11 protein-coding genes are annotated in these 14069 nt (G+C 64.6%); 2 read left to right on the plus strand and 9 right to left on the minus strand.

Annotated features, from left to right (window positions below):
• Positions 1–2 precede the first annotated feature (2 nt).
• Positions 3–2375, plus strand: coding sequence for a xanthine dehydrogenase family protein molybdopterin-binding subunit (locus UP09_RS18895; RefSeq protein ID WP_044539771.1), 2373 nt, complete (start codon positions 3–5; stop codon positions 2373–2375).
• A 17-nt stretch (positions 2376–2392) separates the two neighbouring features.
• Here the strand turns inward: UP09_RS18895 and UP09_RS18900 are convergent, their stop codons facing one another.
• Genes UP09_RS18900 through UP09_RS18915 form a run of 4 tightly spaced genes read right to left on the minus strand, consistent with a single transcriptional unit; the run spans position 2393 to position 5986 of the window.
• Positions 2393–3259 carry an efflux RND transporter periplasmic adaptor subunit gene (locus UP09_RS18900; RefSeq protein WP_044539772.1) on the minus strand — a complete coding sequence of 289 codons (867 nt, stop codon included), beginning with the start codon at positions 3257–3259 and terminating at the stop codon, positions 2393–2395.
• Positions 3256–3462: a DUF1656 domain-containing protein gene (locus tag UP09_RS18905; protein WP_044539773.1), complete on the minus strand. Its 207-nt coding sequence runs from the start codon at positions 3460–3462 to the stop codon at positions 3256–3258. Before UP09_RS18905 ends, UP09_RS18900 begins: the two co-directional genes overlap by 4 nt.
• Positions 3459–5510, minus strand: a complete 2052-nt coding sequence (locus UP09_RS18910) for an FUSC family protein (protein WP_044539774.1) — start codon at positions 5508–5510, stop codon at positions 3459–3461. The genes UP09_RS18905 and UP09_RS18910 overlap by 4 nt, the downstream gene beginning before the upstream one ends.
• A gap of 2 nt (positions 5511–5512) precedes the next feature.
• The gene (locus UP09_RS18915; protein WP_044539775.1) at positions 5513–5986 is read right to left on the minus strand and encodes a MarR family winged helix-turn-helix transcriptional regulator; all 474 of its coding nucleotides are present in this window, start codon (positions 5984–5986) and stop codon (positions 5513–5515) included.
• Positions 5987–6072: 86 nt separating this feature from the next.
• Between UP09_RS18915 and UP09_RS18920 the strand changes: the two genes are divergently transcribed.
• Positions 6073–7308, plus strand: coding sequence for an MFS transporter (locus tag UP09_RS18920; protein WP_044539776.1), 1236 nt, complete (start codon positions 6073–6075; stop codon positions 7306–7308).
• Positions 7309–7322: 14 nt separating this feature from the next.
• Here UP09_RS18920 and UP09_RS18925 read toward each other — a convergent pair whose 3' ends face one another.
• From UP09_RS18925 to UP09_RS18945, 5 genes are all read right to left on the minus strand, one after another.
• Positions 7323–9614, minus strand: coding sequence for a nitric oxide reductase activation protein NorD (locus tag UP09_RS18925; protein WP_052833135.1), 2292 nt, complete (start codon positions 9612–9614; stop codon positions 7323–7325).
• A 14-nt stretch (positions 9615–9628) separates the two neighbouring features.
• The gene (locus tag UP09_RS18930) at positions 9629–10474 is read right to left on the minus strand and encodes a CbbQ/NirQ/NorQ/GpvN family protein (RefSeq protein ID WP_044539777.1); all 846 of its coding nucleotides are present in this window, start codon (positions 10472–10474) and stop codon (positions 9629–9631) included.
• 16 nt (positions 10475–10490) lie between these two features.
• The gene (locus UP09_RS18935) at positions 10491–11510 is read right to left on the minus strand and encodes an alpha/beta fold hydrolase (RefSeq protein ID WP_044539778.1); all 1020 of its coding nucleotides are present in this window, start codon (positions 11508–11510) and stop codon (positions 10491–10493) included.
• A gap of 34 nt (positions 11511–11544) precedes the next feature.
• The gene (locus UP09_RS18940; protein WP_044539779.1) at positions 11545–12879 is read right to left on the minus strand and encodes a purine-cytosine permease family protein; all 1335 of its coding nucleotides are present in this window, start codon (positions 12877–12879) and stop codon (positions 11545–11547) included.
• 84 nt (positions 12880–12963) lie between these two features.
• Positions 12964–14001 carry an aliphatic amidase gene (locus tag UP09_RS18945; RefSeq protein ID WP_044539780.1) on the minus strand — a complete coding sequence of 346 codons (1038 nt, stop codon included), beginning with the start codon at positions 13999–14001 and terminating at the stop codon, positions 12964–12966.
• Positions 14002–14069: the final 68 nt, after the last annotated feature.

Raw genomic sequence — 14069 nt, forward strand, 5'->3', positions numbered from 1 at the left:
CAATGTCCGACACATCAGCAACCATGGATTTCCGGCGACGCGATGCCAGCGACAAGCTGCGCGGCCACACGCGCTACACCATCGATCGCTATTTGCCGGGGATGCTGCATGCAGCGGTGCTGCGCGCCAGCGTACCTTCGGGGCGTATCGTCCGTCTCGACACCACCAAAGCCGCGCGCATGCCGGGCGTGCGCGCCATCATCACGGCGGCCGATGCACCCGGCAAGATCGGGATCGGTATTGCCGACCACCCGCTGTTCGCGCGCGACGTGATCCGCTATGACGGCGAGCCGCTGGCTGCGGTTGCCGCCGACACGCTGGCCCATGCTCAGGCTGCGCTCGCCGCGATCGAACTTGAAATTGCGCCCTTGTCGGCGGTGCTCACCATGGCCGAGGCGCTTCAGCCCGGCGTCGCGCTCATTCACCCCGACTGGCGCGAGCACGAAATCCTGTTCGAAGGCGGTGCGCGCAAAGGCAATGTCGCCTGGGAAGCAACTGTCGTCCGCGGCGATGTCGATGCCGCCTTCGCCAGAGCGGACGTCGAGATCGTCGAGAGCTCCTTCCGCGTCGGGCGCCAAAACCATGTCGCCTTCGAGCCGCGCGCGGTGGTCGCAAGCTATGAGGATGGACGTTTCCACATCGAGACGTCGACCCAGGTGCCCTGGACCGTCCGCAACGCGACCGCGCGCCTGCTCGGTGTTGCCGCCTCCCAAGTCCGAGTGACGGTGCCGGCGGTCGGCGGCGGCTTCGGTCTCAAATTCGACCTTGCGGTCGAGCCGTTCGCCGCGCTTTTGGCGCGTGCCAGCGGACGACCGGTGCGGCTGGTCAACTCGCGCGAGGAGGAGATGCTGACCTGCCTGTTCCGCGAGAATGCCGAGATCAGGATTCGCTCGGCGGTGACACCCAACGGCGAGATCGTCGGTCGCGAGGCCGTCGTGCTGATGGATTGCGGCGCCTATGGCGGGGAACAGATCTTCCTGACCACGATGACCGCGCATACGCTCGGCGGCAACTACCGGCTCGGCGCGGTGCGGCTGGTATCGCGCGCGGTCTATACCAACACCGCCCCGAACGGCGCCTTCCGCTGCTGCAACGGCGTCTACAACACTTTCGCGCTGGAACGACACACCGACGAGATCGCCGCGCGGATCGGCATGGATCCCCTCACTTTCCGCCGCCGCAACGTGCTCGGCGACGGCGATCTCGGCGCCACGGGACAAGTGTTCGAGGGCAACGTGCTCGGCCCGATGCTGGAGCGGATGGACACGCTGCGGGATGCGGCCGCGCCGCCGCGCGTGCTTGACGATGGCCGGCTCTACGGCCGCGCCACCACGGTCGGGACATGGTTCGTCTTTGTCGGTCCGTCGGCCGCGACCGTGAACATGAACGCCGACGGCACGGCCACGCTCGTGACGTCAGGCGTCGAGATCGGCTCCGGCTCGATGATGCAAAGCCTGCCGCAGATCGTCGCCGGCACGCTCGGCATGAATCCTGGAGACGTGATCGTGCGCGCCGCCGACACCGATGCCGCAGGCTACGATGTCGGTGTCGGCGGTGGCCGCACCACGGTCGCGCTCGGCGCCGCGAGCCTGTCAGCCGCGCAGGAGGTCCGCACCAAACTCCTCAAGGTCGCCTCGGACATGATCGAGGCGGCACCCGAAGACCTTGTGATGCGCGATGGACGAATCGAGATCGCCGGCGCACCCGGCTCCGGCCGCGCGATCGCCGAGGTCGCCACCCGCGCCCAGGCCAAGATCGGTCCGATCTCGGGCACCGGCGCCTTCACCGGCGCCGGCGTGCCGGCGATGCCGGGATGCGTCGCGGGCCACTTCATCGACGCGATCGATATCCCGGTCTTTGCCGTGCATGACTGCGAGGTCGCCGTCGACAAGGAAACCGGACATGTCGAGGTGCTGAATTATCGCGTCGTCCAGGATGTCGGCCGTGCGTTGAACCCGCGCGCCGTCCATGGCCAGATCCAGGGCGGCGTCGTGCAGGGACTGGGCTACGCCCTGCACGAAGAGGTGACAATCGGCAGCAACGGCCGCGTCAACCAGAACGGCTTCGAGACCTACCGCGTGCCGCTGGCGCTCGATGTGGTTCCGGTCGAGATAAATCTCTACGAGGGAGCCCCATCGATCGGACCTCTCGGCACCAAGGGTGCGGGCGAGGTCCCGATCCTCAATGTCGGTGCGGCCATCGCCTGCGCTGTGGCTGACGCGACGGGAAAGCGCGTTCAGGAACTGCCGTTGACACCGCCGCGCGTGCTCGAGCTTCTGCTCGACCGCAGGCAGGACCTCACCCTGCCGCATATCGCCGACGTTTGGGCGGACAATCTGGTGCGCCCGCACGGCGCGTCAGGCCGCACAGCCTGAGCCGAGGACGTACTCGGCTATTTCATGACCTCGACGGTCGCGGAACGGCCCGCCACGAGCGCTACGCCGTCGGGAAGCTGGTCCAGTACAATGCGTACCGGGACGCGTTGCGCGAGGCGAACCCAACTGAAGGTCGGGTTGACGTTGGCCAATAGGTTCGCGCCTTCGGCCCGGTCGCGATCTTCAATACCGGCCGCGATGCTCTCGACATGCCCGGTGAGCCTGACAGGATCGCCCATCAGGCGCACCTGCACCTTGTCGCCGACATGGATGCGGGCCAGCTTGGTCTCCTCGAAATAGCCTTCCACATGCAGCGTATCGGCGTCGACCAAGGCCATCACGCCCTTGCCAGCAGCGACGTAGACACCGGGCCGCAGATCCATGTTGGTGATCGTGCCGTTCACGGACGCATGCACCTCGCTGCGATCGAGGTTGAGCTGGGCCACCGCGCGATCGGCGATGGCCTGATCATAGGCCGCCTTGGCCTGGAGCTGCGTCGCGAGAATCTGCTCCTGTTTCTGCTGCGATACCGCATCCGTCGTGAGTGCGCTGTAGCGCTTCAAATCGGAATTGGCCTGGTCCAGCGTCGCCTGATGGCCGGCGACCGCCGCGTCGGCCTGCCGCAGCGCCAGCCCAAAGCGTGCACGATCGATCCGAAACAGGACATCCCCGCGATGGACCTTCTGATTGTCCTTGACCAGCACGTCGGTGACGAAGCCGGACACGTCGGGCGCAACCTGAACCACGTCGGCACGGACCCTGCCGTCGCGCGTCCACGGCGACTCCATGTAATAGATCCATAGCCCACGACCGACGGCAAGCGCCGCGACGACAGCAACGAGTGTCAGCGCAACGCGACCAAGCCAGGCGAAATTCCCCTTCATGGCAGTAACTCCGAAAGATAGACGACGGCACCCAACAGGCAGACATAAAGGGCGAAATTGAACAGCGCGCGGTGCCAGACCAGCCGATAGAGCCCGAAGCGCCGCATGATTCGGCTCACGAGGGTGCTCAGCGCATAGGCCACGATCAACCACAGCAGCAGCGCCGGGACCAGGACACCATAGATATCGATCTCATACCTCATGCCGCAAAACTCTCCTCGGGCCGCGACTGGTACGCGGGCGCATCCGGAAACAGGCCGCGGCGGATGCCGACGAGGCCGAGCAACGCATCGTCCCGCGCGCTGTCATTGGGATCCTTGACGGCCTCGGCCACCGCGGCATCGACGCGTGACAGCAGTTCGGACGGCATTGCACCCCCCGGATGATAGCGAAAGACCGCCGCGAGATCGTCGAGCATGTCGTCGATGGCGCGCACGGTCGAGGCTGCGAGGCCGTAGCGGGCGCGCCTGAGATCGATGATGTTGAGCCCGACGCGAAGCTGGGTCAGGCTGTCGGCATCGCGGCGGTCGCTTTCGGAGATGAAGGCGATGCGCTGCACCAGCAGACCGAGCCGGTGCAGCATCAGGCCGGCAAACTGCGCGCGATCGCCGTGCCCACGGCGCTCGGCGGCGACGGCGAGTTCCTGCCAGCTCGATTGCATCAGGCGCCTGGCGATCCATTCGGCGCCGACGCCGCGCGCGACCCGCGTCACGATCTCAGCGATGACGATGCCGAGGAAGAAAGCGACGGAGGTATTGGCAAAGCTGCCAAAATCCGCGCTGTAGGTCGATTGCAGTGCGAGCAACGTCGCGGTGTTGACGGCGAGCGCCGAGCCGATCGGCTGGGTCGCAGGCCGCGAGATCAAAAAGCCGTAGAGCAGGAAGGTCGGTGCCAGCGCTGCTATCAGGACCTCGATATGGGATATGCCAGGTACTATCGCGAACTGATAGATCGCAACGATGACGATCGCGACCAGCGACAAAAGACCGAAGGCCCGGATACTACGGGCCGGCTCGTCCTGCGCGGCAAAGAAGCAGCAGGCGACCGCCGCCATCATCGGCGCCGAGGCGCCATCCGCCCAGCCGGTCGCGATCCACAGGCCGCAGCAGATCAGGATTGCGACCGCGGCGCCCGCGGCCGACCACAGCGCCATGCCGTGATCGCGATGGCGAACCGGCGCGGCGCCAGCCTCGGGGCGGAACGCCAGCGCGACAGAGGAGATATCCTTGCTCGCCACGATCGCATCGCCGATCGCGCGGCAATCGGCCGAGATATCGACGAGGTCGCGTAAGCGCAGCAACAGGCTGATCGTGATGATGCGTTCCCGCGGTGCCAGGCCATCGAGCGCAGATTGTCGCTCCACGATCGCGGCGCGGATCCGCTCTCCGGATTGCCGGATGCGATCCTCGTCCACGATCCATTCAGCGACATCGCCAAGCAGGCGTCGCAGCTCCGGCCGCTTTTGCAGCGTGGCCTCGCCGAGTGCGGCAAGCCGGTCTTCGATCGACGTCATCACCGGCAACAGCATCAGCATGCGCAACCGGATCTCGCTGAGGCCACGTACGGCGCCGGCATCGGCCAGACGATCATAGGCGAGATGGGTCGCCAGCGTATCGATCTCGACGACATCGGTCGCAAGGCGAAGGCGCTGGGTCCGGCGCGTCTCGCTGGTCCCGCGATCAAGCAGCACATCGCCGGACAGACCGCGCGCATCTGCAAGCCATTTCCTGACACGCCCGCCGACGGCCGGGCCGACACTGCGCGGAAACACCACCGTCGACACCAGGCTCGCACAGATGAGCCCGAGCGAGATCTCCTCCACCCGCGCCAGTGCGATGTCGAAGATGCTCCCCGGCTCGGCCACCGAAGGAAAGCCGATCAACGCCACGGTATATCCAGCCAGCATGAAGACATAGCTGCGCGGCGTGCCGTCGAGCAGCGACAGATAAAGGCAGAGCCCGACCCAGAGCGCGATCGCGAGGCATAGCAGTTCCGGCGCGTTGATCAGGTTCGGTACCATTGCGACCGTCATGGTGGCGCCGACCCACGTGCCGATGACGCGGAAGAAGGCCTTCGAACTGGTCGCGCCGGCCAACGGCTGCGAGGCGATGTAGACGGTCGCCATCGCCCAATAGGGCCGCGGCAAATCGATCGCCAGCGCGATGACGAGCGCCAGCATCGACGCGGCGAACGTCTTCAAAGCGAAAATGAGGTCCGCATGGCGGACCAGGAACGGCTCTTCCGGGCGCATAGCTATTTCGCCTCTGCAACAATCTTGGCTTCATGCAGGCGGCTGACCCGCTGCTCGATGCGCTGAAGTGTCGCGAAGGTTATCGCAAGTTCGTCGCTGCCGATATCCTTCAGCAGATTGGCCCGCACACGGCGCAGCACCCGGTTGATCTCCTCGACCTTGGCCTCGCCGGTCGCGGTGAGATGCAAGGTCTTGGCACGCCGGTCGGTCGGATCCTCGCGGCGCTCCACCAACCCCTCGGCCTGCAGCAGATCAATCAGTCGTACCAGCGAAGGCCCCTCGATCCCCAATTCGTCGGCCAGCACGCCTTGGCGAACGTTGTCCCCCTGCCGCGACAGCACCAGAAGCGGAATCGCGGTCGCGTCGGACAGGCCGTGATCGGACAGCGCCTGATCCGTTTCGCGGCGCCAGATTCGGCCGAGCCGTGTGACCAGGCGGCCGATCTCGGCGTGGATATGGGATTGGGTGGGAGGCATGCAAATTAGATAGGACACGAACTATTAGGCTCCAACTATATAATCGGCACAGACGATCACGAAAAAGCGAACGGGGACAATGCAGTATGGACGCGGGCTCCACGACCGAGGCACGCGAGGAATTCCCCGGCGAGGGCACTCTGGCGCTGGTCCCGACCTTTATCGTCGTGGCCGTGGATGCGACCGGAATGGGGATCATCCTGCCCCTGCTGCCGTTCTATTCGCAGCGGCTCGGTGCAACGCCATTCCTGATCGGCGCGCTGATCTCGGTCTATGCGGTTTGCCAGCTCATCGCCGGTCCCGTGGTCGGCATCCTCTCCGACCGCTACGGCCGCCGGAAAGTGCTGGTCGTCAGCCAGATCGGAACCTTCGTCGGCTTCGTGCTGCTCGCCCTGGCTGATAGCCTGACGCTGGTGTTTCTCGCCCGCATCATCGACGGGCTGACGTCCGGCAACATCTCGGTGGCCCACGCCTATGCGGCCGAGCACAGTGCGCCGTCGACCCGCAAGCAGGCGCTCGGCATGACCAGCGGAGCGATTGGAACCGGATTGCTGGTTGGCCCCGCGCTCTCGGGCCTTCTCGTCCATTACGGCGACACCGCGCCGGTGTGGGCGGCAGCCGCACTGTCGCTGGTCAGCATCCTCGCCACGATCGGCCTCCTGTCGCCGGATCACCCGGCCTCCGAGCCGCTCTACCAGCAGCGGGTGCCTGAGCCGACACTGGCGCGTACGATGCTCGAGATGCGCTATGCGTGGCGCCTGCTCTGTCTGCTCATTGTGTTCTTTTTCGTCAACTCGATGTTCCTGTCGCAGATCGGCCTGTTCCTGTCGGCGCGGTTCAGTTGGGACGGGCATCCGTTCGGCGCCCGCGAGCTCGGTTGGATGTTCGCCTATGCCGGCTTCATCAACATGGTCGTCCAGGGCTTCCTGATCGCGCGCGCCAATCTGTTGGTCTCCGACCGCAATATCGTGACTGTGGCGTTCGCCAGCATGGGCCTTGGATTCATGGGGCTTGCGATCGGAAACCGGATCAGCCTGCTCGTCGGGTTCCTGACGCTGATCATCGTCGGCACCATGTTCGCCCGCAGCACGCTGACGGCTGAACTTTCCCGCAGCACCGCGATCAACCGTCAGGGCATGATCATGGGCCTCAATCAATCGCTGATGTCGGGCGCCAGTATCAGCGCTCCGCTCCTGAGCGGCGCGTTGATCGGCCACCAGTTGTTCGTCAGCTGGGCGCTTGCGATGGCGGTCGTCGCGACGGTCGGCGCTGCGCTGGCGCGACAGCTGCTCGCCTTTGCGGAGCCCGCAGGCGCAGACTGATCGCGCGGCGCCATCTATTTCTTCAGTTCCGTGTAGAGCTGCATCACCCGCTGCGGCAGCACCTCGATACGTCGCACGCGAAGCGAATAGCGCTCGCCGAAAATACGGTCGAGCTGCTGAAAGTCGCCGCCGCCCATGCCGAACGCGAAAATATCGATCCCGCGCCGCCGCAGCTGCTGGGCGGCCCGACGGGCGTCTTCGGTCAGATACCGCGGGTCCGGTACATCGATATCCGAAGGCTCGCCGTCGGTCAGTACCACCAATACCTTCCGGAACGCACGGCGCTGCGCGAGGTAGCTGCCCGCGTGGCGCAATGCCGCGCCGAGCCGCGTCGAATGGCTGCTGCCAAGTCCGGCGAGGCGCGCACGCACCACCGCGTCCATCGGCTCGTCAAAACTCTTGATGCGCAGATAGCGCACGCGTTCGCGGCCGTCCGAATTGAAGCCGTGCACCGCGATCGCGTCATGGGCGGCCTCCACCGCCGCCGCCATGATCGCAGCCGCCTTGCACTCGACATCGAGAATGGTTCGGCCAGCGCGATCGCGATCGGCGGTCGATTGCGACAGGTCCATCAGCAGCAGAATGGCGAGATCGCGCGGCCCCGGCGCATCGCGCTGGTAGACCCTTGGCTCGCTGACATATCCGGCACGCCGCTCGATCGTCAGTGCGATCGCAGCATCGATGTCGATCACTTCACCGTCGGGTTGGCCCTTGTGGCGAAGGCGTCGGCCGATCGAGGCATCGCGAGTCAGTTTCGTGACCCTGCGCATCGCGTCGGTATCCACCGGCGGATCGAAAGGCGTTGCGAAAGCGGCGGCGTCCGCTTCCAGGATGGTCGTCCAGTCGATCCGCTCGATGCCCGCAGCATAGTCCCATTCCGGATAGGTTGCGACCGGAAGGCCATCCAGCAGCGTCATCGCGCTCGCTCGCGCGCGCAGCGTCTCGTCCGGCCTCGCGTTGTCATCGGAGGAATGTCCGTCCGCATCGTCGCGCCGTTCGATCCGCACAGAATCGACCGCGAGTTCGATCGTCTCGGCCGGAGCGTCGGGTTGGTCGCCGAAATCCCACAGCGCCAGATTGTCGTCGCGATAGGCGGGTTCGACGACGTAGTTCTTGGCGTTGAACTGCAGCCGCATCTGTCCGATGTCGTTGCCGAGCAGTCCGCCGATCTCGCGGCTGATCGCGGGATCGGCCCAGCGGTCCGAGGCGGCGGCAAACAGCGTTCGTCCCTTACCGACCCACGCGTCGGAATCCCGATAGTCCGGATCGATCAGCGCGCGTGCCAGCCGCATCATCAGTCCCGCTGCGGTTGCTTGCACGGACGGCGTCACGGTGTGAAAAGGCAACCAAAGTCGGCGCAAGCCGGGCATGTCGCGGAGCGCCAGCGCCTCGACCCTGGCATCCTCGACCAGCGAGACCAGCGCGAGCTGCAGCGCCTTCAGCCGGCCGACGGGAAAGCGGACGACGGAATGAGCGAGATGCGCCCCGGCATGCGCAGCAGCCGCGAGATAGATCGCATCCGCCTGCTCGCCCTCGAAGCCGGGAAACGTCGCCGGCAAGCCAATGAGGCCGGCTGCGAGCGAGGTCCGTCGCGGCACCGGCGTCGGGGCAATCGCGAGCTTGCGAAAGCGCACCTTCTTGTTCCACAAGGCTAGCATGGTCGCGGCGAGCCGCTTTTCCAACCGCGCGAAATCATCGCCTGTCCGACCGAGCGTAAACAACCGTGCCGAGAGCGCGTCATCGAGCGCGAAATAAGCCCGCCGCCGCACCGCACGGCCGCCGGTCGCGCGCAGGCCGGCGGAAATCCAGGCTGAAAAATCCTCGGCACCGGCGTGTGCCAGCAGCTGCTCCAGCCGGCCGATGGCGAGACCGACAGATTCGGGTCCTGCGTCGGCGAGTTGGCACAGCGCGGCAAGAACGGCCGTCAAGTCGCCCGCGCTCCCGAGCCGCGGCAGCACCTTGGACAATTCGGTCAGCAACGCATGCGCGACGCGGCTTCCGGCGCTGCGGCCGATGTCCCTGACGCCACACCCGATCGCGATCAGATCTTCGGCCGATCTCTCTGCCGGCCATTGCTCCGACAGCCGTAGAAAGCCCAGGACCACGACCTCGCCGAGATTGGCCTCGAACAGGCCGTGCACGGTCTCGTCCCAGGCCGCGATGCGATCGAACGGCGCAGGCCGGCGCTGCAATGCAGCCCGCACCGCCTGCACGGCCGAACCTACATCGTCGTGGCCGCGCAACAGCGCCGCAAGCCGGCGGCCGGAGCTGATACTATCGAGCGAACTGATTTGCGCGACCGCCACAAGGAAGCTTCCATTTACGCACAGGCCGAAATCACATCCCGCAACGTGTTCCTGGTGTCCGCATCATCGGTCAGGGGAACGACGATCGTGGTCTCGCAGGCTTTTTCGAGGCTGATACCGTTCCCGATCAGCCGGCCGGCATTGACCAGCATCCGGGTCGATGCCCCCTCGTCCAGCCCTTGCCCTTTCAGGTTGCGGCTATGCTGCGCAATCTTCACCAGCAGATCAGCAATCCTGGGATCGATGCTGGCCTCTCGCGATACCACCTCGGTTTCCGCCGAATGGTCGGGATAATCGAAATCGAGCGCCGCGAAGCGCTGCTTGGTGGATTCCTTGAGATCCTTGATCGCGCTCTGGTAGCCGGGATTGTAGGAGATCACGAGCTGGAAATCGGAATGGGCGTGGATCAACTCGCCGCGCTTTTCCAGCGGCAGCACGCGACGGTCGTCGGTCAGCGGATGGATAACGACGGTGGTGTCCTGACGTGCTTCCACGATCTCATCCAGATAGCAAATTGCGCCAAGGCGGACCGCCGTGGTGAGCGGCCCGTCACTCCACACCGTTCCCTGGGCATCGAGCAGCCAGCGTCCGACCAGATCCGCCGCCGTCATGTCCTCGTGACAGGCCACCGTGATGAGCGGACGCCCGAGCCGCCAAGCCATGTACTCGATGAAACGAGTCTTGCCACAGCCGGTGGGCCCCTTCAGCATCACCGGCATACGGCTGACATAGGCCGCGCCGAACAATTCGACCTCATCCCTGAGCGGCCGGTAGTATGGCTCATCAGGGATGCGGTATTGGTCGAGCAGCAGAGCGGGGTTGGACAAGCTCACGCCCCCCTTGATCGCGCAGGCAGCCATTCGCAACCGATCGACATCACGATGCGAGCAGCTCCTTGAGCTTGGCATCGATGAAGGCGACGTCAACCGGGTTCGTCCCCGGCCCGCCGGCGAAATGCCCCCAGATCGACGGCACCGGCTCGAACTTTGCGTTCGGCATGTTCGCGACCTCGAACTTGCTGTCCTCGGGCGGGAAATAGAGATCGGTCTGTCCCGGCATGACGTAGGTCTTGGCCTTGATGGCGCCGAGCGCCGCCTTGAACTCCCGCTTGTAGATCTCGTTGTCGCTGATGTCGCCGTTCTGCCAGGTCCACAGCATGGTCAGGAGGTTGTTGGGATCCTTTGGCAGGAAGAAGCCCTCCCAGAAGGCAACCAGGAAATCCTCCAGCGAGGAATAGCCCAGCGTCTTGATGTCGAGCTGCTCGCGGTAGAACGCCTGCGAGAAGCCCCAACCGGCATAGACCCGTGCGGCGGCGCGCAGGCCGCGCGCCGGCTTTTCGGTGTACCAGCCCTCCTTCCACGCCGCATCCGCGGTCAGCGCCGCCTTGACGCCTTCGAGGAACACGAAGTTGTGGCGCGAGCATTTCGCAGAACCGCAGAATGGCGCCAGCAGGTCCATCATATCAGGGTAGAGCGCGCCCCAATGAAAGGTTTGCAACGCGCCCATCGACCATCCCACCACAAGGCGGATGTGCTTGATGCCGAATTTCTCGGTAACCAGCCGATGCTGGGCGCGGACATTGTCGGTGGCCGTCACTTGCGGAAAGCGCGGCCCATTATAGGGCTCGGGTGTATTGCTCGGCGACGACGACAGGCCGTTGCCGAACATATTGGGGATGATGATGAAGTATTTTGTGGGATCGAGCGCCATGCCCGGCCCGATCAGCCATTCATTGTCGTAGTGCTGACCGGAGTACCAGGTCGGGTAGACGATCACATTGTCCTTGGCTGCATTGAGCTGACCGAAGGTCTTGCAAGCGAGCTTGCAGTCGCGGATGGTGGCGCCGCGCTGCAAGGCCAAATTCCCGAGATCATAGATCTGATAGTCGACGCTCATCGATGCATCCCTCTTGCTTGATCGCAGCAGCTGCTCATGCGGCCCTCGCCACTTTCTCCGTCGAGCTGTCCACCCGCGCGATCGCGAGATAAACGAGGCCGGCGACCAGCGCGGCCGAAATCGCAGTGGAGAGCCCCGGCATCAGATTTTCAACCGCAAGCGCACATAGCGATCCGATGCCCCAGGCAATGAAGGGCTTCGCCCGCCAATCCACGTCCGCCCGCGCGTTGGCGCGCAACAGGTATTGATCGACCAGGATGATCGCCCCGATCGGCGGCACCAGGACGCCGAGCAGCGACAGCCACTGGATGAAAAACGCCCAGACGTTGCCCGCCGCCACGACGATGCCGATGGCGCCGAGCACGACAGCCATCAACCGCATGTTGGTGCCGAGGATGCGCGACCAGCCGGTCGCCGCGTTGTACAGGCAGTGCGAGCAGACCGAGCCGAGATTGGCGTAGAGGAAGATGAACGCGAGGATGCTGAGCCAGGTCAGCTGCTTGCCGTTCATGTAGCCGAACATGTTGTCGACCCCGAACGGATTGGCGTTCGGCACGGCAAGTGCGGCGGTCATCACGCCACCCACCAGCATCGCAACCAGATTGGCGAACGGAAATGCGCTAAAGGTGGCGGCAAGCGAGGCCTGCGAACTCGGCGCCCAGCGATTGAAGTCCGCCGTCACCGTACCGGCGTCGATGAACAGCGCGAGCACCACCGTGAGCCCGACGCCCATCGACATCGTCGCGACGCCATTATTGCCGGCATAGCCGAACACCGCGGAAGTAGTCGTGGTCGAAGCCGCGTCGGCCGCGACCCAGATTCCCAGCACGACGAATAGCGGCACCGACGCCAACCCGATCCAGTGCAATCCCCTCACCCCGACAAAGGTGATGCCGATATAGAGCACGCCCGCGACGATGGTCATCGCCACGTAGTTCAGGCCATAGGTCGAGGAGATCAGGGCCCCGGTGATACCGGTCTGCACCGCGTACCAGCCGAGCAGCAGGGTCGACAGCAGGCCGGACGCCAGCACATAGCCTTTCCTGCCGAACACGATGCTCGCGATCAGCGCGAAGTTCATGCCGCGCCTTGAACCGATCAGGCCGAGCGCGCCGACATAGGCGAACATGATCACGTTGCCGATGATCATCGCGGCGAGCGCGTTCTTGAAGCCCATGCCCAGCACCAGCAGCGATCCGGTCATCGCACCGGTGATGATCATGGGAAAACCCAGCCACACCATGGTGACCGAGAACGCACTGCGCCGGGCGCTGATCGGCACCGGCTCGTGCTCGAACTCATGGCCGAGCAGCTCTTCGATCTGCCCCTCGGCCTGGTGAACGATATTGCTGTTCGCTTCACTGCTCATGGTAATCCCCAATTCCCCCTGTGTGAAAACATCCAAGCCGCGCCGACGCGGAACAACGCGCCGGCGCAGGTCGCCCCTTCCCGATCAGCGGTGTGCAACCTTCTGGTTCGGAATGCCCTCGATCGGACATTCGTCGGTTCCGACGGTCGGACGGGTCATGGCCTCGACCATTTCCCGCGTGCCCTCGGGGTCCGCGATCCAGTTCTTGTAGAATGTGTAGGGACAGACGGCATGGCCGCGATCCCCTTCGCCGGAGTTGATCAGGCCGGTGTAGCCGCGATGCACCAGCTTGAAGAGATGGTTCTGCGATTGCATGTTGCGGCGCGCGTCGCGGATCAGCGACACCGAGAGCTGCGCATACTGGATGCCGTTGTCCTCCGTGCCGCACTCGCCGAGCGTCCGGCCGTCGAAGCCGATGATCGCCGAGTGGCCGAAGTAGGAATAGACACCGTCGAAGCCTGAGGCGTTGGCAACCGCCACATAGCAGTTGTTTGCCCACGCCATCGACTTCGATATCTGGATCTGCTGCTCCTTGGCCGGATACATGTAGCCCTGGCAGCGGACGATCAGCTCGGCGCCGCGCATTGCGCAGTCACGCCAGATCTCCGGATAGTTGCCGTCGTCGCAGATGATCAGGCTGATCTTCAGGCCCTTCGGCCCTTCCGAGACGTAAGTGCAATCGCCGGGATACCAGCCCTCGATCGGCACCCAGGGCATGATCTTGCGATACTTCTGGACGATCTCGCCCTTGTCGTTCATCAGGATCAGCGTGTTGTACGGCGCCTTGTTGGGGTGCTCCTCGTGACGCTCGCCGGTCAGCGAGAACACGCCCCAGACCCGTGACTTGCGGCAGGCGTCGGCGAAGATGCGGGTCTCCTCACCCGGCACCGACGACGCCGTCTCGTACATCTCCTTGGAGTCGTACATGATGCCATGGGTCGAGTATTCCGGGAAGATCACGAGATCCATGCCCGGCAGGCCGAGCTTCATGCCCTCGACCATCTTGGCGATGTTGCGCGCATTATCCAGCACCTCGGCCTTGGTGTGCAGGCGCGGCATCTTGTAATTGACCACGGCAACGCCGACCGTGTCCTTGCTGGAAGAAATATCACCGTGCAGCATATCGCTCTCCTTGTTTTTCGTCACAAACTCCCGGTGCCACTCCTCATGCACCGCTACTTACTGCTCTT

The sequence above is a fragment of the Bradyrhizobium sp. LTSP885 genome (assembly GCF_000938305.1).
Classification (GTDB): Bacteria; Pseudomonadota; Alphaproteobacteria; order Rhizobiales; family Xanthobacteraceae; genus Bradyrhizobium.